Origin of the sequence: Rhizobium atlanticum (genome assembly GCF_030182485.1) — a bacterium.
Taxonomy (GTDB): domain Bacteria; phylum Pseudomonadota; class Alphaproteobacteria; order Rhizobiales; family Rhizobiaceae; genus Rhizobium.
This window is the reverse complement of record NZ_JAQJCJ010000002.1, coordinates 382,906-400,550: the sequence shown is the minus strand read 5'-3', so window position 1 is coordinate 400,550 and position 17,645 is coordinate 382,906. Positions and strand designations below refer to the sequence as shown.

The 17,645-nt window shown below is 61.6% G+C and carries 22 protein-coding genes and 1 tRNA gene; 13 read left to right on the top strand and 10 right to left on the bottom strand.

The features are described 5' to 3' along the window. Positions 1 to 52: 52 nt before the first annotated feature. On the bottom strand, positions 53 to 1,333 hold the full coding sequence (locus tag PH551_RS04440; RefSeq protein ID WP_285192004.1) for a hypothetical protein: 1,281 nt from the start codon (positions 1,331 to 1,333) through the stop codon (positions 53 to 55). Between the two features lie 2 nt (positions 1,334 to 1,335). Next, positions 1,336 to 2,382, bottom strand: coding sequence for a glycoside hydrolase family 5 protein (locus tag PH551_RS04435; RefSeq protein ID WP_285192003.1), 1,047 nt, complete (start codon positions 2,380 to 2,382; stop codon positions 1,336 to 1,338). A 135-nt stretch (positions 2,383 to 2,517) separates the two neighbouring features. Here PH551_RS04435 and PH551_RS04430 point away from each other — a divergent pair, with 135 nt between their 5' ends. The 3 genes from PH551_RS04430 to PH551_RS04420 all read left to right on the top strand — a co-directional run bounded on the left by PH551_RS04430 (position 2,518) and on the right by PH551_RS04420 (position 5,027). After that, positions 2,518 to 4,161, top strand: a complete 1,644-nt coding sequence (locus PH551_RS04430; protein ID WP_285192002.1) for a GumC family protein — start codon at positions 2,518 to 2,520, stop codon at positions 4,159 to 4,161. Between the two features lie 61 nt (positions 4,162 to 4,222). Next, complete coding sequence (locus tag PH551_RS04425; protein WP_221114642.1) at positions 4,223 to 4,555, top strand: hypothetical protein; 333 nt, start codon at positions 4,223 to 4,225, stop codon at positions 4,553 to 4,555. 181 nt (positions 4,556 to 4,736) lie between these two features. Continuing rightward, the gene (locus tag PH551_RS04420) at positions 4,737 to 5,027 is read left to right on the top strand and encodes a DUF982 domain-containing protein (protein WP_097599552.1); all 291 of its coding nucleotides are present in this window, start codon (positions 4,737 to 4,739) and stop codon (positions 5,025 to 5,027) included. Positions 5,028 to 5,158: 131 nt separating this feature from the next. Here the strand turns inward: PH551_RS04420 and PH551_RS04415 are convergent. After that, positions 5,159 to 5,243: transfer RNA gene (locus PH551_RS04415), tRNA-Leu, on the bottom strand. 168 nt (positions 5,244 to 5,411) lie between these two features. Here PH551_RS04415 and PH551_RS04410 point away from each other — a divergent pair. Beyond that, the gene (locus tag PH551_RS04410) at positions 5,412 to 5,828 is read left to right on the top strand and encodes a BA14K family protein (RefSeq protein ID WP_285192001.1); all 417 of its coding nucleotides are present in this window, start codon (positions 5,412 to 5,414) and stop codon (positions 5,826 to 5,828) included. 10 nt (positions 5,829 to 5,838) lie between these two features. Here the strand turns inward: PH551_RS04410 and PH551_RS04405 are convergent, their stop codons facing one another. After that, on the bottom strand, positions 5,839 to 6,132 hold the full coding sequence (locus PH551_RS04405; protein ID WP_285192000.1) for an Rdx family protein: 294 nt from the start codon (positions 6,130 to 6,132) through the stop codon (positions 5,839 to 5,841). 125 nt (positions 6,133 to 6,257) lie between these two features. Here PH551_RS04405 and PH551_RS04400 point away from each other — a divergent pair, with 125 nt between their 5' ends. The 3 genes from PH551_RS04400 (at position 6,258) to PH551_RS04390 (ending at position 8,090) form a co-directional block, all read left to right on the top strand. After that, positions 6,258 to 6,995: a type 1 glutamine amidotransferase gene (locus PH551_RS04400; RefSeq protein WP_285191999.1), complete on the top strand. Its 738-nt coding sequence runs from the start codon at positions 6,258 to 6,260 to the stop codon at positions 6,993 to 6,995. Positions 6,996 to 7,006: 11 nt separating this feature from the next. Then, positions 7,007 to 7,564 carry a sugar O-acetyltransferase gene (locus PH551_RS04395; protein ID WP_285191998.1) on the top strand — a complete coding sequence of 186 codons (558 nt, stop codon included), beginning with the start codon at positions 7,007 to 7,009 and terminating at the stop codon, positions 7,562 to 7,564. Between the two features lie 73 nt (positions 7,565 to 7,637). Next, positions 7,638 to 8,090, top strand: coding sequence for a GFA family protein (locus tag PH551_RS04390; RefSeq protein ID WP_285191997.1), 453 nt, complete (start codon positions 7,638 to 7,640; stop codon positions 8,088 to 8,090). Positions 8,091 to 8,094: 4 nt separating this feature from the next. On the opposite strand, the gene PH551_RS04385 is transcribed toward PH551_RS04390, so the two are convergent. From PH551_RS04385 to tenA, 4 genes are all read right to left on the bottom strand, one after another. Next, positions 8,095 to 8,394: a CcdB family protein gene (locus PH551_RS04385; protein WP_285191996.1), complete on the bottom strand. Its 300-nt coding sequence runs from the start codon at positions 8,392 to 8,394 to the stop codon at positions 8,095 to 8,097. Next, on the bottom strand, positions 8,394 to 8,624 hold the full coding sequence (locus PH551_RS04380; RefSeq protein ID WP_285191995.1) for a type II toxin-antitoxin system CcdA family antitoxin: 231 nt from the start codon (positions 8,622 to 8,624) through the stop codon (positions 8,394 to 8,396). The genes PH551_RS04385 and PH551_RS04380 overlap by 1 nt, the downstream gene beginning before the upstream one ends. Positions 8,625 to 8,681: 57 nt before the next feature. Beyond that, the gene (gene lepA, locus PH551_RS04375) at positions 8,682 to 10,514 is read right to left on the bottom strand and encodes a translation elongation factor 4 (RefSeq protein ID WP_085776615.1); all 1,833 of its coding nucleotides are present in this window, start codon (positions 10,512 to 10,514) and stop codon (positions 8,682 to 8,684) included. A gap of 77 nt (positions 10,515 to 10,591) precedes the next feature. Further along, positions 10,592 to 11,290: a thiaminase II gene (gene tenA, locus PH551_RS04370; protein WP_285191994.1), complete on the bottom strand. Its 699-nt coding sequence runs from the start codon at positions 11,288 to 11,290 to the stop codon at positions 10,592 to 10,594. Positions 11,291 to 11,428: 138 nt separating this feature from the next. Here tenA and PH551_RS04365 point away from each other — a divergent pair, with 138 nt between their 5' ends. Both PH551_RS04365 and PH551_RS04360 read left to right on the top strand, forming a co-directional pair. Then, positions 11,429 to 11,998, top strand: a complete 570-nt coding sequence (locus PH551_RS04365) for a helix-turn-helix domain-containing protein (RefSeq protein ID WP_285191993.1) — start codon at positions 11,429 to 11,431, stop codon at positions 11,996 to 11,998. Between the two features lie 24 nt (positions 11,999 to 12,022). Then, a complete protein-coding gene (locus tag PH551_RS04360; protein WP_285191992.1) occupies positions 12,023 to 12,541 on the top strand; it encodes a GNAT family N-acetyltransferase in 519 nt (172 codons plus the stop codon). A gap of 15 nt (positions 12,542 to 12,556) precedes the next feature. Here the strand turns inward: PH551_RS04360 and PH551_RS04355 are convergent, their stop codons facing one another. After that, positions 12,557 to 13,168 carry an HAD-IA family hydrolase gene (locus PH551_RS04355; protein ID WP_285191991.1) on the bottom strand — a complete coding sequence of 204 codons (612 nt, stop codon included), beginning with the start codon at positions 13,166 to 13,168 and terminating at the stop codon, positions 12,557 to 12,559. A 134-nt stretch (positions 13,169 to 13,302) separates the two neighbouring features. On the opposite strand from PH551_RS04355, the gene PH551_RS04350 reads away from it, so the two are divergent. From PH551_RS04350 to PH551_RS04340, 3 genes are all read left to right on the top strand, one after another. After that, positions 13,303 to 14,328: a histone deacetylase family protein gene (locus tag PH551_RS04350; protein ID WP_285191990.1), complete on the top strand. Its 1,026-nt coding sequence runs from the start codon at positions 13,303 to 13,305 to the stop codon at positions 14,326 to 14,328. A gap of 9 nt (positions 14,329 to 14,337) precedes the next feature. Beyond that, on the top strand, positions 14,338 to 14,889 hold the full coding sequence (gene recX / locus PH551_RS04345; protein WP_285192131.1) for a recombination regulator RecX: 552 nt from the start codon (positions 14,338 to 14,340) through the stop codon (positions 14,887 to 14,889). A 98-nt stretch (positions 14,890 to 14,987) separates the two neighbouring features. After that, positions 14,988 to 15,881: an EamA family transporter gene (locus tag PH551_RS04340; protein WP_285191989.1), complete on the top strand. Its 894-nt coding sequence runs from the start codon at positions 14,988 to 14,990 to the stop codon at positions 15,879 to 15,881. Here PH551_RS04340 and PH551_RS04335 read toward each other — a convergent pair whose 3' ends face one another. Beyond that, positions 15,882 to 16,349 (bottom strand): group III truncated hemoglobin, encoded by a 468-nt coding sequence (locus PH551_RS04335; protein ID WP_285191988.1) that lies wholly within the window; start codon positions 16,347 to 16,349, stop codon positions 15,882 to 15,884. Between the two features lie 172 nt (positions 16,350 to 16,521). On the opposite strand from PH551_RS04335, the gene mbfA reads away from it, so the two are divergent. Continuing rightward, positions 16,522 to 17,505: an iron exporter MbfA gene (gene mbfA, locus PH551_RS04330; RefSeq protein ID WP_285191987.1), complete on the top strand. Its 984-nt coding sequence runs from the start codon at positions 16,522 to 16,524 to the stop codon at positions 17,503 to 17,505. Positions 17,506 to 17,645 lie beyond the last annotated feature (140 nt).

Below are 17,645 nucleotides of genomic sequence, written 5' to 3'. Positions count from 1 at the left end.
AGCGTCTTGCTCCTCGGGCTCGCGGACGCCGGTTTCCACCGTGCCACTACGGTCAACTCAGTACATCTGCCGCACGACCCTGCCGGATGCGCGGGCTGTCGTGGAAGCGCATATATCCGACGACGAACCACAAGAGGCCGGCAATCTTCATCGAGAAAACGGCGGTCCCCCCGATCATCATATTCAGAAAAATGAAAAGAGAAAGTGAATGGGCGCATCGCCGCTGCGCCGCCGTACGGCCGGCTGGGAAGAGGCAGACGAATAGCCAGAGCGCGACGACGCCGAAGATCGTCGCCGCGTAGATCAGATAGACATAACCGCTGTCGGCGAACTCGGCGACCCTGTCGACCGAAAGCCCGAGTACGGCGAGAGGATCGAGCTCCATGATCTTCTTCATCGTCAGGTTGATGCGGCCGGTGAAATTGTCGCCCGTCGCATTGGGTTTGAGGGTACAGACGACAAACCCCGCGGCGACGATCAGCGGCATCAGCGCCAGATTGAAATTCCTCGGGATCTTCGGAAAGACGAAATAGCCGACGATACAGGCAAAACAGAAGATCAGCATTGTGCGCGTATCGTTCGTCACCAGGATCAGCACCGCCGTGCTGATGAAGAGCAGCCGGTCCCAGCGCCCCAGTCTTTCCCACATGGAAATCAGGTAGATCGCGATCACGCCGCAAAAATTGGCAAGCGACACTTGTTCGAGAAAAATTGACGACGAGCGATGGTCGATAATGCCGAAGGAAAAGCGCTCGGGAAAGCCGAGAGCGTTCTGGAACAGGCCTGTCGTGTTGTAGCTCAGCGGCAGCAGCCCGCGCGTATTGGCAAAATAATCGGACGGATGCACGATGCTGACATAGAAGGGCACACTGATGATCTCGAAGATCAGGAAGATCAGCACCGCAAGGCTTGCCCAGCGGAAGGCCAGCTTCATCGTTCTCTCGTTGCTCCAGCCGCCGAGGCCGGTAAAGCAGAAGATGATCAGCACGTTGCGGAAATGATCGACGAACGGCATGCGGTTGAGCACGCTGACATAGATGGTCACGACAAGCGTGAACAGCAGGAACAGGAAGCCCGGCAGATCCGTCTCGTAGATCCCCTTATGAAGGATGTAGATGATCGCGCTTGCCAGAATCAGGCCTTCGCTGGCGGCGACATGCGTCATCGACAGCGGCATGATGTTGTGGTTGATGAAGGCAAGAATGCCGTTATAGAGCATCGAAAGCAGGCCAAGCCAGAGCACCGCATGATCGACGCGAGACGCCCCCCCGGCCGCGTCGAGGCGGTTGCCCGACACCGTGAAAGTCGCTGCCTTCTGATCGACTGTCGCCAAGTTCAATTCCCCGCAGGCTTGACGGCGGTGCAGGCGCCGGCGTCCGCTTTCGCCGACGCGGCGAGAAGCCGCATCTGCGGTCGCTCAGGGCCCTTGCCCGGCTGAACGTTGAAAGGTTCGTCCGCCGGCCACCATTCGCCCGCCGCCCAATAGGACCAGCCGAGCCAGACATCGCTATTGCCGGACATGGTCGCGTAGATCTTGGTCAGGCCGCTCATGCAGTCCTTGTCGGCGGAACCGCCGAATTCGCCAAGAAAACCGCGTTTATGGTTCCGCTTCAGCCAGGCGGTGACGCCGGTGATGGCCTCGACCGCGGTGGCGGCGCCTTCGCAGGTGGCATGGGTTCCCGACGAATCGACGTCGAGATATTGATGGACCTCATAAGCGTAGAAATCGATCGGGTCGCGCACGCCGAGCATGACAGTACCGTTGGCACCGCCGATCACATCCTCTTCCCAGCTGTGAGCGCCGCTCCAGGCGGTGCCTGGCACCAGGACAAGGTTGCGAGCGCCGACGGCGCGGATAGCGCGGATCGCCGCGTTGGCGGCATCGAGCCAGTCGGTGGCCTTGATGTCGTGCGGCTCGTTCATCAGGCCGAAGAGAATGCCGTCCTGATTGGCGAATTCGACCGCGAGCCTTGCCCAGAAGTCGGCGAAAGCAGCGTCCGTCGCCGGCGCGGTGCCGATCTGCGCCTTATCGTAATAGCCGAAATTATGTGGGTCGAGCAGAACGGCCATGGCCCGCTTTCGGATCAGGCCGACCGTATCCTTGATCCGCTTGAGTTCGTCCTCGTCCAGCCGCCCGCCGAGCGCCGGCTGCAGCCGCTCCCAGCGGAAGGGCAGCCGAACGATCGTCATGCCCTTTTCGGCGAAATAACGGATCGTCTGCTCGCTCGGATAGATGTAGTTCGTACCGTAGATGGCGCCGCGCTCGCCATATTCGCCGCCGGAAAGATTGACGCCGCGATAACACGGCGCGCCGGCCGCAAAGGCCGGCGACGGCATAAGGGCGGCCGCAAGCAGCAGCGCCAGATGTCGTGTCGTCCTCATGGCTATCCTCGCAATCACGGCAAATCGCAACATCGACGTTGCTGCGCCTATCTTAACGGTCCGTTAGCTAAGAATTTCTAAAGTCGCAGCACCTCGGCTTCAGTCTTTCACGCTGGGCGGGACACGAGTGCGCGTATGAGTCAACATGACAGGAACAGGGTAAGCCGGCTGCCCGGCTGGCGTAGTTACGAGCCGTCTCCGACTGCGTCGGAAGGCGTGCGCACGCGCAGTCCCGTTATTCGTCCGGATGATTTCGCCCGTCCCGAGCCCAAGCCAGCCCCACCGCCTTTCGTGCCGCCGTCGGCACGTGCAGACATCCGTCGATCCGAGCCGCCACCCGTCGCTGCCGCCGTACCGCCTGCGGCCCTAGAACCGCCTGCGGCCCCAGAACCGGCTGTGGCCAATGTGCCGCTGCAGAACACATCCGCGCCCGCCGCCGCGCTTCTCGACCTCCGCTCCAGCATCGCGGCGATCTGGAGCCGCCGGCTGGTGGTGTTTGTGTTGGCCCTCTTTGGAGCCGTCGGGGGCGGCGTGGTGGCGCCGTTGATCGGCCAGAAATTCACCGCCGTCAGCAGCCTTTATTTCGATCCGCGCCAGATCGGGCTGGCCGAGGCCGGCGCGCAATCTTCGGGTCCATCGCCGGAGATGATCTCGGCGCTGATCGACAGCCAGGTGCAGATCCTGACCTCGGGCAATGTGCTGCGCCGCGTCGCCGAGGCGATGAAGCTCGACCAGGATCCGGAATTCAACGGCGGCAGGACGGATGGCGCGGCCGTGATCGGCGCCCTGCAGAAGGCGCTTGTCATCACCCGCCAGACCGGCACCTATGTCGTTTCGCTCGCCGCGACGACGAACGACCCCGAGAAATCCGCGAAGCTTGCCAACCAGGTGGTCACCTCATTTACCGAGGAGGAAAACAGCGCCTCGAACGGCCTCTACGAAAACACCTCCTCGACGCTGGACGGACGCCTTGCCGATCTGCGCCAGAAGGTGCTGGAGGCCGAGCAGGCGGTCGAAACTTTCCGGGCCGACAACGACATGGCCGCGACCGAAGGCAACCTGATCTCCGACCAGCGCCTCGTCTCGCTGAACACGCTCTTGGTAACGGCGCAGGAAAAGACCATCCAGGCGAAGGCCCGCGCCGATGCCGTCGCCAATCTGCGCGTCGAAGACATTGTTGCCGGCAACCAGGCGGAAGGCGGCGTCACCTCGCCGCTCGTCAGCTTGCGTCAGCAATATGCCGCCCAGGCCGCCGCCGTCGGCAGCCTTGAAAGCCAGATGGGCACGCGTCATCCGCGCCTGCAGGCGGCGCGCTCCTCGCTGCAGAGCATAGCAGGCGAAATCAGGGGCGAATTGCAGCGCCTCGCCACCTCGGCAAAGGGCGAATACGAGCAGGCCAAGGCCGCCGAGGACAGCGTCGCCAAGGAGCTCGCCGTTCAGAAGGCGCTGCAGGCGACGACCTCGGACAAGCAGGTGGAGCTGAACGAATTGCAGCGCAAGGCAACGGCCGCGCGCGATATCTACGAAACGGTGCTCAAGCGCTCGAGCCAGACGAGCGAGGAGCAGAACCTCAGCCAGAGCAACATCCGCGTCATTTCTCCGGCCGACCCACCGGTCAAGGCCGATGGCCCGGGAAAGAAGATCCTGATGGTCGCCGGCATCATCGGCGGCTTCCTCGCCGGGTTCTTCCTGGGCGCTGCCTTTGCCATCCTCGCCGGTCTTTTCGGTCACCCCATCATCAGAGGCTATTTCAGGAAATCGCCCGCCGCAGCGGCTTGATGCGGGCCGTCGATTTTCCTACATGCGGAAGAAGCGGTTTGTCGCCGGCAGGAGAATTCCCATGCGGCTGTTGATGATGCTTCTGATATCGCTCGGCGTCCTGTCCGGCCTCGCCCCGGCGTCAGCCTTCGCTGTCGACTGGACGAAATCCGTGGATTCTACTGTTCAACCCCTCTATCCCTACAAGGGCCTTCCCGGCGTCAAGGCGCAGCCGGACAAGAAGGAAGAGGAATCCTATAATTGCCGCACCGAGACCGTCCAGATCCGCCGCCGCTATGACGAAATCTTCCGCTCCGGCGGCATGCCGACGCTGATGTATGTCTGCGACCGCGACGGCTTCGTCACCATGGGCGAAAAGGTTCCGCTCCGCGGCCATTACCAGCCGGTGCGGTAAGGCCAATCTCCTTTCTCGGAGACATGCAGCTCGGCCGTCTTGGCCCCGAGCCCCGAAAAATTTCATTTCTTGCCCAAATCATTCATGAAGCGCTGCTCTATCGGGCAACGAACGCGCCTTCCGCTCCCCGGCATGCTTCTTGCTTCATTACTAATATTCTAACCTTTGGGGAGAAAGTGTCATGCAATGGAACGCATCACCAAATTTTGCACCTCTTGTCCTCTTTCTTGGCGGTCAGCGTAGGGTCGTCAAGACGCTCCGAGACGCAGCCGAAGTGCTGATAATCGATTGGCCATTCGACGATGGAGAGGAATATGTCGCGGCCGTGAAGGCTTGCGATGATGCCGTCGCGGGAGAGGCCGGGATGGAGGAATTGAGGGAATTGCTTCTTCGCGCCGCTAGGGAAGCCGGCATTACCGCTTTGTCAGTCGTATCGGGTAGCGGCAAGACGACATCCCACATGGCGGCGTGACAGGCCTTCAACCTGCGCCAACTCTTGGAACCGGTATCCAGACAAGCAGGTCGATGGCCTCTGTCAACAGGGCCAAGTGCGCAGTTTTGGAAAGATTTGAATGTTTGATCTTGGCAGCGATCAAAAGGAAATGGTGCCCAGAAGAGGACTCGAACCTCCACGCCTCGCGGCACAGGTACCTGAAACCTGCGCGTCTACCAATTCCGCCATCTGGGCGACGGAGAGCGATGTAAGGGGGTGGCTCGTGACTGTCAACTGGGTTTTTGAAGTTTTCCTGACAGTTGGCAAAAAACTCGGCGTCACCTCGGAAGGAGCACTGTCGGACGGGCATGGCGCTGTGGCAGGCACGTCCTATATAGTAAGTACACCCAAAGGAGATGCGTCATGTCTGCTCCTCGCGCCATCCTGCTTGCCGGATTTCTAGCCATTCTTTCCCCCGCGATCGCGTCAGCCGATTCGCTCAAGGTGGGCAAGCCTGGGCTTGGGCCGGTCAACACGGGATCGACGCTCTGCGATTTTCGCGGCTGTTTCGGTTTTGGGCCGCAGCAATGGCATCGCCCGGCTTATGTCCAGCCGAATTACCGTCCGCGCGGCGCGGGGCCGACCTATTACCTGCCGGGCGCGGCGGGAGGGCCGCAGCTGACCTATGACCCGCCGCCGGTGCGCCAGGTGCAGCCGGCACGGGATATGAACAAGCACATCGCCTGGTGCACCAATGAATACCGTTCCTATAATCCGCGGACGGATCACTTCCTCACCTATGAAGGCGTCTACAGGGTCTGCCGCTCGCCCTATCGCTGAGCGGGCTTCATCAGCTTTCGTGCGAGACGCGGTCGACATGGCCGAGATCGCGGTCGGGCTCGATGATGTCGCGGACGCGTTGCTTCAGCTCCTTCGGCCCGGGAAAGCCGCCGTCGCGCTTACGCTCCCAGATGAGATCCCCATTGACGCGGATTTCGAAATTACCGCCGGTGCCGGGGATCAACGTCACCTCGCCGAGACTGTCGGAAAAGGTGCTGAGCAGCTCCTGCGCCATCCAGGCGGCGCGCAGCAGCCAGTTGCACTGGGTGCAGTAGAGGATCGAGACGCGGGCTTTTTCGGTCATGGCATTTTCCTTTCGTTTGGCGTGATTTAAGCGCTTGCGGCGTGCAGACGCAATCGCGCACGCGCAAGCATCTTGCGCGCCGTTCTTCGACATGGTTTCTAACTGCCGACCACCGGGGAGAACCTATGCGAGTCGCAGTCGTCGAAAATATGCGCAACACCGGCCTCGGCGCGCTTGCCACGGCGCTCGACGAGGCGGGTGCTGAGATCGAGTGGTTCCGGGTCTGGCGGGATGGCATCCTGCCGCCGGACATATCTGGTCATGACGCGCTGGTCGTTCTCGGCGGCGAGCAGAGCGCGCTGGATGACGAGACGCATCCCTATCTGCCGGAGCTCGCCCGGCTCGCGCGCCGCTTCGGCGATGCCGGCAAGGCCGTGCTTGGCATCTGCCTCGGCAGCCAGATTCTTGCCCGCGCCTATGGCGCCGACAACCATCTCGGAGCCGCCCGCGAATTCGGCTGGCACAGCATCGGCGTCACTGATGAAGGCCGCTCCGATCCGCTGCTCTCGGCGCTTGGCGGCGAATTCACCATCTTCGAATGGCATGCCGACACCTTTTCCCTGCCGATAGGCGCCGTTCGTCTCGCGACCAGCCCTGTCGCCGAAAATCAGGCTTTCCGCATCGGCCGCGCCGTATACGGCACGCAGTTTCATTTCGAGGCTGATAGAAGGGTGGTTGAGCAATGGAAGGCGGAATTCCCTGACACGATAGAACGCATCGCGCCTGGTTGGCTGGAAAGCTATGCCGAACTGGCTGCGCGGCATGCTGGTGCTGCCGATGCCGCCGGCCTTGCCATCGCCCGCGCCTGGGTCGGGCAGATCGAACGGCAAGAGGTCGAGATGCCGTCGCAGGTCCCGGCTTGAAGAGCGATGCGATGACGGCAAGCGAACGCGAGAAGATGGCGGCGGGTGAGTGGTATTGCTGCCTTGACGACGAACTCGATCACCTTCGCCGGCAGGCGCGGCTCGCCGTCCACGCCCACAATACGCTGCCGCCGGACGAGCGCGGCGCCGCAGCCCCCGCCCTCAGGGTGCTTTTTGCACGGGCCGCCCCCGATATCTTTATCGAAGCGCCGTTTCATTGTTCCTACGGCATCAACATCACCCTCGGCGAGCGCGTCTATATCAACTCCGGCTGCGCCATCCTCGATTCCGGCAGCGTGACGATCGGCGATCGCACCATGGTCGGACCGGGCGTGCAGATTTATTGCGCCGAGCATCACAAGGATTCGGCGCTTCGCAGTAGGGGAATCGAGATCGCCCGGCCGGTCGCAATCGGCAGCGATGTCTGGGTCGGTGGTGGCGCCATCATCCTCGGCGGCGTGACGATCGGCGATGGTGCGATCGTGGGTGCGGGCGCCGTCGTCACCAAGGATGTGCCGGCGGGCGCAACGGTGATCGGCAATCCCGCGCGTTCGATAAACCGCTTTTGAGATTTGCACCGGTGCGCTCCCTCGACAATGACGCCGCCTCCTCTAGATCAGAGGACGGAAGGGGAGAGATATCATGACATCACCGAATTTTCCCATGCAAGGCGGCTGCCGCTGCGGCTGGGTGCGCTTGAAGATCGGCGCTCCGCCGCTGCTGGCCATGGCCTGCCATTGCACAGGCTGCCAGAGGATGACGGCGAGCGCCTATTCGCTGAGTGCCGCCATCCCCAGCGAAGGTTTCGAGGTTACCAAGGGCGAGCCTGTTATCGGCGGCCTGCACGGCGCCACCAAGCATTTTTTCTGTCCGCACTGCATGAGCTGGATGTTCACCCGGCCAGAAGGCATGGACTGGTTCGTCAATCTGCGCGTCACCATGCTCGACGACCCGAGCTGGTTCACGCCGTTCATCGAGACATGGACGAGCGAGAAGCTGTCGTTTGCTGAAACCGGCGCGGTGTATAGTTACGAAGCGCTACCCGAGATGGACGCCTATGAGGGGTTGGTGAAGGAGTATATGAGCAGGGGGTGAGGACTTAGAAGCCTTGGAAAAGAAAATCGACGGCAGCGACGATGCGATCGCTGTCGGAGGTGAGATCCGCGGCTGCGACGCCGATCTCTTTCATGGAAACCGCACCGATAAACTGGGTCGCCATCACATATGGCACGTCATTGATGACGAATTGCCGATTGAGCTGACGCATGATCTTGGGAAGAGCTTCCAGCGGAAGCATCGGTGCCATGATTCGCGTCGTCAGCTCGCCGTGTAGGTCTGACTGCAGATCGAGGGCGAGCGCATCGCTATGGATCAGATTGTAGACATGAAACCGAGCCATCAGAACTGTCGATATTTCTGAAACGGCAGGCCGTGCTTCTCGACATAAGCATTGGAAGCGGCGATAGCCTCGGCGTTCTCGATTCGCCACAACCGCTCGCGTTCCGTCTTTATCGCTTTCGCGATACCGTCTTCCGCCGCCCTGGATATGTTGATCTTGAGCTCGCGGGCCTGGGAAACGAGGCCTTCATCGAGTGAAAGGTTCGCTGCTTTTCTCGCCTGATGACCCATAACGATCTCCTCGTCTTATGCGCAAATCATATGCGCATAAGACGTCATTGAGAAGCGTTATTCGTCGCCCATCTTCAGCGCGGCGATGAAGGCTTCCTGCGGAATCTCCACCTTGCCGAACTGGCGCATGCGCTTCTTGCCTTCCTTCTGCTTGTCGAGCAGTTTGCGCTTGCGAGTGGCGTCGCCGCCATAGCACTTGGCCGTCACGTCCTTGCGCAGCGCCGAGATGGTTTCGCGGGCAATCACGTTGCCGCCGATCGCCGCCTGGATCGGGATCTTGAACATGTGCTTCGGAATAAGCTCCTTCAGCCGCTCGCACATGTCGCGGCCGCGCTTTTCAGCTGCCATGCGATGCACAAGCATCGAGAGTGCATCGACCGGCTCGCCATTGACGAGGATCGACATCTTCACGAGGTTGCCTGCGCGGTAGCCTTCGAGGTGATAATCGAAGGATGCATAGCCCTTGGAGATCGATTTCAGCCGGTCGTAGAAGTCGAAGACGACTTCGTTCAGCGGCAGTTCATAGGTCACCATCGCCCGGGTGCCGACATAGGTCAGCTCGGTCTGGATGCCGCGACGGTCCTGGCAGAGTTTCAGGATGCCGCCGAGATAATCGTCCGGCGTCATGATTGTCGCCTTGATCCACGGCTCGCGGATTTCGGCAATCTTGACGACATCGGGCATGTCGGCCGGATTGTGCAGTTCGCGCTCGCTGCCGTCGGTCATCGTCAGCTGATAGACGACGGAAGGCGCTGTTGCGATGAGGTCGAGGTCGAACTCGCGCTCCAGGCGCTCCTGGATAATTTCGAGATGCAGCAGACCGAGGAAGCCGCAGCGGAAGCCGAAGCCGAGGGCTGCCGACGATTCCATTTCGAAGGAGAAGGACGCGTCGTTGAGGCGAAGCTTGCCCATGGCGGCGCGCAAGTCTTCGAAATCGGCGGCATCGACAGGGAAGAGGCCGCAGAAGACGACCGGCTGCGCCGGCTTGAAGCCCGGCAGGGCTTCGGCGGTCGGGCGCTTGTCTTCGGTAATCGTATCGCCGACGCGTGTATCGGCCACTTCCTTGATCGAGGCGGTGATGAAGCCGATCTCGCCGGGGCCGAGGCTGTCGACATTGACCATCTTCGGCGTCAGCACGCCGACCCGTTCAACCTGGTATTTCGCGTCGGTGCCCATCATGCGGATCGTCTGGCCCTTGGTCAGCACGCCGTCGATGACGCGCACGAGAACCATGACGCCGAGGTAGGTGTCGTACCAGCTGTCGACCAGCAGCGCCTTCAGCGGCGCCTTCTCGCCGCCCGGGCTCTTCGGCGCCGGCAGCTTGTGGACGATCGCTTCCAGCACGTCGGGAATGCCGAGGCCGGTCTTGGCCGAAATCAACACGGCCTCGGAAGCGTCGATGCCGATCACTTCCTCGATCTGTTCCTTGATACGGTCGGGCTCTGCGGCCGGCAGGTCGATCTTGTTGAGCACGGTGACGAGCTCGTGGTTGTTGTCGATCGCCTGGTAGACATTGGCGAGCGTCTGCGCTTCCACGCCCTGGCTGGCGTCGACGACCAGCAGCGAGCCCTCACAGGCCGACAGCGACCGCGAGACTTCATAGGCGAAATCGACGTGGCCGGGCGTGTCGATCAGGTTGAGAATGTATTTCTCGCCATTGTTTGCCTGATAGTGCAGGCGCACGGTCTGGGCCTTGATGGTGATGCCGCGTTCGCGCTCGATCTCCATATTGTCGAGCACCTGCTCGGACATTTCGCGCTCGGCAAGTCCGCCCGTCGTCTGGATCAGGCGGTCGGCCAGCGTCGATTTGCCGTGGTCGATATGGGCCACGATCGAGAAGTTGCGGATATGGGACAGCGGAGTGGTCGAATTGGTGCTCATGCGCGCCATATAGCAGCGCCGCCCCCTGCCGCAAAGCGGTAATTAATCGGGAGTTTACGCTATTTTGCGGGTCTGCCCGGCGTGCGTCAGACCGGCCAGCTCTCCAGCCGCCAGGCCGAATCCCAGAACATCCATTCATATTGCGAGGCGCGCACGAAAACGTCCATCATTTCGGCGCGCTCCGTCTCCGATGCGGCGCGGGCGGCGATATCGGTCAGTGCGATCACTTCGCGGGCGCCGGCGGCGAATTGCGGATCGCCATAGGTGTTGATCCAGGCCTGATAAACATTGCCTTCGATCGCGGGTCTGCCTTTGATGCCTTCGCCGACATGCATGTAGATCCAGAAGCAGGGCAGGATGGCCGAAAGCGCAACAGCATAGGACCTATGATAGGCGGTCGCCAGAAGGAAATTCGTATAGGCGAAGCAGGAAGGCGAGGGCTCTGCGGCCGTCACATCTGCGCTCGAAATGCCGAATTGCGAGAGGAAGCCTGCATGCAGGCCCTGCTCGACGGTGATCGCCTTCTGCGCCGAACCGAGGAAGCGCAGCACCTGCGCATTTTCGGGCGCCTTTGCCGCGACGATGGCGAGGCACCGGGCATAATGCTTCAGATAGATTGCGTCCTGCAGGATGTAGTGACGGAAAACCTCCGGCGGCAGCGTGCCGCCCGAAAGCCGTTCCAGGAGCGGCAATCGCTCGATCTCGGCCATGAGAGGCTTGATCCGGTCCCAGGCGGCGGCCGTGAAGTTTCCTGTGATTTCGATGTTCTGCAAGCTGCCGTCCATGATGTCCTCCGCTCTCCAAGCGCCGCTGCCATATATCGGCGGCACGGCGGTGAAGGCAAGCGCGACGACGCATCAAAAAGACGCTTGATTCCATGATGAGATAAGGTATTTCTCTTATAGTAGAATCTTGGATCGGCGATGGAACAGGAACTCGAACAGGCGATCGGCAGCCGCATTCGCACCTTGCGGCTGGAAAAGGGCCTGACGCTGGATGAGCTTTCCGAGGCGTCTGGCGTCAGCCGCGCGATGATTTCGCGCATAGAGCGGGCGGAGGCGAGCCCGACCGCCTCGCTGTTGGCAAGGGTCTGCGCCGCGCTCGGCCTGTCGCTCTCAGCCTTCTTTGCAGAGGAGGGGCAGCAAGCCTCGCCGCTGGCGCGGCGGCAGGAGCAGCAGGTCTGGCGCGATCCGGAAACCGGTTATCTCAGGCGCGCGGTATCGGCGCCCGGCACCGGCTCCGCCGTCGATATCGTCGAAGTCGAATTTCCACCCGGCGCCCACGTCAGCTTCCCACCGCATGCGGCATCCCATGACATGACGCAGCATGTCTGGCTCTTCGATGGCGAGCTGGAGATGACTGCGGGTGAGACGGTCTACCGGCTGCGTCCAGGCGACTGCCTGTTCATGCCCGTCGGCGAGGGCCATTCCTTCCATAATCCCGGCAATGCCCCGGCGCGCTATTGCGTCGTGCTCGATCGCGGCGGCCGATGACGACCTTCATTTCAGGAGAAGACCATGCCTGACATTCGCATCCTTTCTGCCGCGGAGGCCCGCGCTGCAATTCCGGCCCTCTCGGAGGTACTGGCCGATTGCGTCACGGGCGGCGCTTCCGTCGGCTTCATGCAGCCCTATGGACCGGAAGATGCCGAGCCCTATTGGCTGGACGTTGCAGATGCAGTCGCCGCCGGCAGCAGTCTACTGCTGGTCGCCAAACTCGATGGCCGGATCGTCGGCACGGTGCAGGTGGGTGCCGCGCAGATGCCGAACCAGCCGCATCGCGGCGACCTGAAAAAGCTCCTGGTGCATCGCTCCGCTCGCGGCAAGGGTCTCGCACGCCTGTTGATGGAAGCTGCCGAACGCGAAGCGGCCGCCCGCGGTAAGACCCTGCTCGTGCTCGATACGGCAACCGGCAGCGATGCCGAGGCGATCTATCCCCGCCTCGGCTGGCAGCGCGTCGGCGTCATCCCCGATTATGCTCTGTGGCCGGAAGGCGGCTTTTGCGACACCACCTTGTTCTACAAGCGGCTCGCCTGATTGCACCAGTGCTGCTCATGCCCACCTTGCAAACATGGGAAGCACCCCGGCCAACGTCGCCCCCGCCGTCCATTGCGCCGCGTTCCAGCCGAACTGCCGCGCCGTTTCGACATTCGCCGCCATATCGTCAATGAAGGCGATCTCCGCGGCCAGGACGCCGGCACGTTCGGTCGCCATTCGGAAGAAGTCGGGCGAAGGCTTGCTGTGTCCGAGTGCTGCCGAATAGATGATGTCGTCGAAGTGGGCGCAAAGGCCCAGCTCTTCCATCAGATAATGCGCCCGCCTGTGCTCCTGGTTGGTCGCCAGGAAGAGAGTGATACCGCTTCGCCTGAGAGCGGCGAGATCCGCCAGCAGATTGCGGTCGAGCCGGGAATCGTTTTCGAACCAGTAGTCGATCAGCGCCGCGGCGCTGAGATGGGGCGCGATCTTTGCGAGCACGCCGGCGAGCGTTGGCTCCAGTGCTTCGCGGCCGATGATGATGGCGCCCCAGTGAACCTGGAAAAACTCCTGCTGCAGCAGATCGGGTCGCAGGCCGAGATCGCGCTCGAGATAGGTGAAGTGGGGCAGCCCGTCGGCCGGGCGGCCATGGATGAGCACGCCGTCGACATCGACCATCAGCACTTTCATGCGGCAGTTTCCTTCGGACTCAAAACATCGCGAAGGGTGAAGTCATTCACTTTGGCGATCAAGGGCGCCGCGCCGGCTTTTTTGTCGCGGCCGACCCATGTAAATCTCGAATTCCAATCAAGGACGGATCCGAAATGCGCGTCATCTATTCCGAAGACCATAAGCTGCGTGACGCCAGGACCGAGCTCTATGCCGGCCAGCTGGTGACGCCCTTCGAGGCGCCGTTTCGGGCCGAGTGGATCCTGGCGGCGGTCAAGGAAGCGGGTTTTGCCGATGTCGCAGCGCCGGACGCGCATGGGCTGGAAGCGGCCCGAAAGGTGCATGACCCCGCCTATCTCGATTTTCTCGCCACCGTCTGGGATCGCTGGGTGGCGGCCGGTTTCGAAGGCGAAGCGATCGCCAATGCCTTCCCGGTTCGTCGCACCAGCCATCGCGTCCCCGACAATATCGTCGGAGCGATCGGCCATTATGCCAATGCCGCCGACACCTCCATCACCAAGGGCTCTTATGAAGCGGCGATCGCCTCCATGCGTTGCGCCATCACCGGAGCGGATTGGCTGAATGCCGGCAACCGGTTCGCCTTTGCGCTTTGCCGTCCGCCCGGCCATCATGCCGGCATCGATCTCTTCGGCGGCTATTGCTTCATCAACAATGCGGGCGTCGCGGCCCAGCGGCTCATCGATCACGGCGCGAAGAAGGTCGCCGTGCTCGATGTCGATTTCCATCACGGCAACGGCACGCAGGACCTCTTCTATCACAGAGGTGATGTCTTCACCGCCTCGCTGCATGGCGATCCGATGTTTGCCTTTCCCTATTTCCTCGGCCATGCCGACGAGGAAGGAGAAGGGCAGGGTACGGGCAGCAACCGCAACTATCCGATGCCGCCGCGCACGCCCTGGCAGGTCTGGTCTTCGGCCCTTGCCGATGCGCTCGCCCGCATCAAGGCTTTCGGCGCCGAGGCGATCGTTGTGGCGCTCGGCGTCGATACCTTCGAGCGCGACCCGATCTCCTTTTTCCAGCTGAAGTCGGAAGACTTCATTCGCATGGGAGAGATGATCTCCGCCGCCGGCCTGCCCGTCGTCACCTGCATGGAGGGCGGTTACGGCGTGCCGGAAATTGGCCTCAACGTCGCCAATGTCCTCAAGGGCCTGGAAGCCTGATTGCTTGATATGACCGACGAGATCGTTCCATCCGACATTCCGACGCCTCGCATGCTGAGCTGGGCCCGCAACTCCGCCATCTATCGCTTGGAGCGGCGGATGATGACCGAAAAGCAGCTGTTTGACGCGATCACCCGCAAGGCGAAAGAGAAGTTCGAGGATATCGGTGCGGCGCAACTCAAGGCCCTTGCCGATTTCGCCGTCAGGTTCGCCTATGACAACAAGGCGCTCGATGATGGCGCCTATGCCGAGATCAGCACGCGTTACCAGCTACGCGGCGGCAAATCGAAGCGCGCCATCGCCCGGAAACTTGCGGCCAAGGGCGTCGCTGGTGATAAGGTAGAGGCCGCCCTTAAGGACGCTGACGATCTCTATGCTGCTGCGATATTTGCCCGCAAACGCGCCTTCGGCCCCTTCCGCCGCGTCGAGCTTGACGAAAAGCGAAAGGCCAAAGAGCTTTCAGCCTTCGCCCGCAACGGCTTCAGCTTCGACATCGGCAGGAAGGTGTTCGACATGAGTTTGGAGGATGCCGAAGAGGTCATCCTGGCCTGCCGTCTCTGATCTTGCATAAGGCCTTTTACTGGCCGGATCAGAAGTTTGAATTTGTCGCTCGCAGACCGTCTTCGTAAGAACAGCGCACAATCGGCGAGGGGGCGGGTATGGAAGAAAGAGCAAATGTCGGCGCGGGCACGCTGACCGCAGAGGCGTCAACAGCATTTGGCGGGGTGGCGACTGGCGGGCTAATGTGCCTCCTATCCATGTCGTCGATCCAGTTCGGCGCCGCACTCTCATCCTCAGCCATCTCAACCTATGGGCCGGCCGGCGCCTCTTGGCTGCGCCTGGCTTTTGCGGCCATCATTCTCGCCCTTGTCGTGCGGCCGCGCATCGCCAGCTACACCAGGGCGCAATGGACGAGCGCTCTGGTCCTCGGCGCGGCCACAGCGCTGATGACCATGAGCTTCTTCGCGGCGATCGAGCGCATTCCCCTCGGTCTTGCCGTAGCGATCGATTTTCTCGGCCCGCTCTCCGTTGCGACCATCGGCTATGGACTCAGCCGGCGTCTCCTCTGGCCTCTCATTGCAGCATTTGGCGTTCTGGCGCTTGCTCATGACGGTGAAGGCTGGGTCGGCAATATCGAGGGCATTCTTTTTGCACTCGGCGCCGGAACCGGATGGGCGATCTATATCGTCCTGACAAAAAAGATCGGCGCGAGCTTCAAGGGGCTGGAGGGGCTTTCCATATCGCTGATGGCCGCCGCTCTTGTCGCGACACCCTTCGGCATCGCCGGCGCCATCCCGAAGCTCGATGCTTACGGCCTTGTTGAAATGGTCGGCCTTGCCATTCTTGTGCCGCTGCTTCCCTACACGCTGGAGCTGATCGCCTTGCGGCGCATGCCGACGGCATCTTTCGGCATTCTCATGAGCCTCGAGCCGGCCATCGCGGCACTCGCCGGTTTCGTCATTCTGGCCCAGCCGATGACGCTGCTGCAGATGGCCGGAACCGCCTTGGTGGTCGCCGCAAGTGCCGGCGCGACCTTTTCCGCTCGGCAGTGATCAGCCCGCCTTTTTCGCCGGATCGTCGAGAGCGGGATTGTAGAACAGCGACAGCGTCAGGCTTTTGGCAATCCGCTCGGCGGTCGCCATGAACCAGACCTTGGCTTCCGACGAGGGGGCGATATCGTCAAGCGTGGCGGCGAACAGCGACAGCCACTTCGGAAAAAGATCGGGCGTCAGGTTCTGAACGCCGGTATGCGCCTGCACCGGCTTGCCGCCATAGGCGCCGCTGCGGAAGGCAACGGCCGACCAGAAGCTCTTCATCTTCTCTATGTGCTCCGGCCAGCGGCCGGAAAGCCGCGCATCGAATACCGGGCCGAGATCGGGATGTTTCAGCACGCGCCCGTAGAAAGTCTCGACCAGCCTGCCGATAAAGGCCTCGTCGACCCCTATCGTCCGCATCTCGGCCTCCGCCTTTTCGCGGATCGCCGCGACATGGGCAGGGCGGCCCTGAAAGTCATTGTTCATCATAAACCCCGGCGCCGCATGATGCGGCGTCTCTCATATAAGTCTTTACCTCAGCGAACCAAAGCCGCTCGTGCGGATTGCGGCAATCTGTCAGCCGGTCCGCCTCGGCCACTTGACCACCATCGCTTCCTTGCTTAGGTTTAGAATTATTCTAAATTTTTTGGAGAAGTTTATGCTGGCGCGTTTTTTCAGGTCGCCGAAACGATCCTTTGATTCGCTCTCCGAGCAGGAGATTCTCGCCCTTGCGATTGCCTCCGAGGAAGATGACGCCCGCATCTATCTCGCCTATGCCGACAAGCTGCGCCCTGAATTTCCGGCTTCGGCCAAGGTCTTTGAAGATATGGCCGAGGTCGAGGATACGCACCGCAAATCGCTGTTCGAAATCCATCGTCAACGTTTCGGCGAGCGCATCCCGCTGATTCGGCGCGAGCATGTGCAGGGCTTTTACGAACGCAAGCCGGACTGGCTGCGAGCCAACCTGTCGCTCGATGCGATGCGGCAGGAGACCGAGGCGATGGAGGAGCAGGCCTATCGATTTTATGTCGAGGCGGCAAAGCGCACCACCGACGCCTCGACGCGTGAGCTGCTCGGCGACCTCGCACTCGCCGAACAGGGGCACGAAGACATCGCCCGCATGCTTGGCGACAAATATACGCCTGAGGATATCAGGCGCGACGAGGACGAGACGGCGCACCGGCAATTCGTGCTGACCTATGTGCAGCCGGGCCTTGCCGGCTTGATGGACGGCTCGGTCTCGACGCTGGCGCCGATCTTTGCCGCAGCCTTCGCTACCCAAGACACATGGCAGACCTTCCTCGTCGGTCTTTCCGCCTCCGTCGGCGCCGGCATCTCAATGGGCTTCACCGAAGCCGCCCATGACGACGGGAAAATCTCCGGCCGGGGCTCGCCGGTCAAGCGTGGCCTTGCCTGCGGCATCATGACGGCGCTCGGCGGCCTTGGCCATGCGCTGCCCTATCTGATCCCGCATTTCTGGACGGCAACGATCACCGCCGCCATCATCGTCTTCTTCGAGCTCTGGGCAATCGCCTTCATCCAGAACCGCTACATGGAAACCCCCTTCCTGCGCGCCGCCTTTCAGGTCGTGCTCGGCGGCGGCCTGGTTCTCGCCGCCGGTATTTTGATCGGGAATGGGTGAGGAGCGGTCGGAAGCCGAGCAATCGATCCAGTGAATCGATTGCAGCGACGAACGCCCTGAGCCAAAGCGAGGGGCCGGGAGACGGTGCGGCATATCAACACCTCATCTCCGGCGGCACGCAGACGATCAGCCCTCAATGA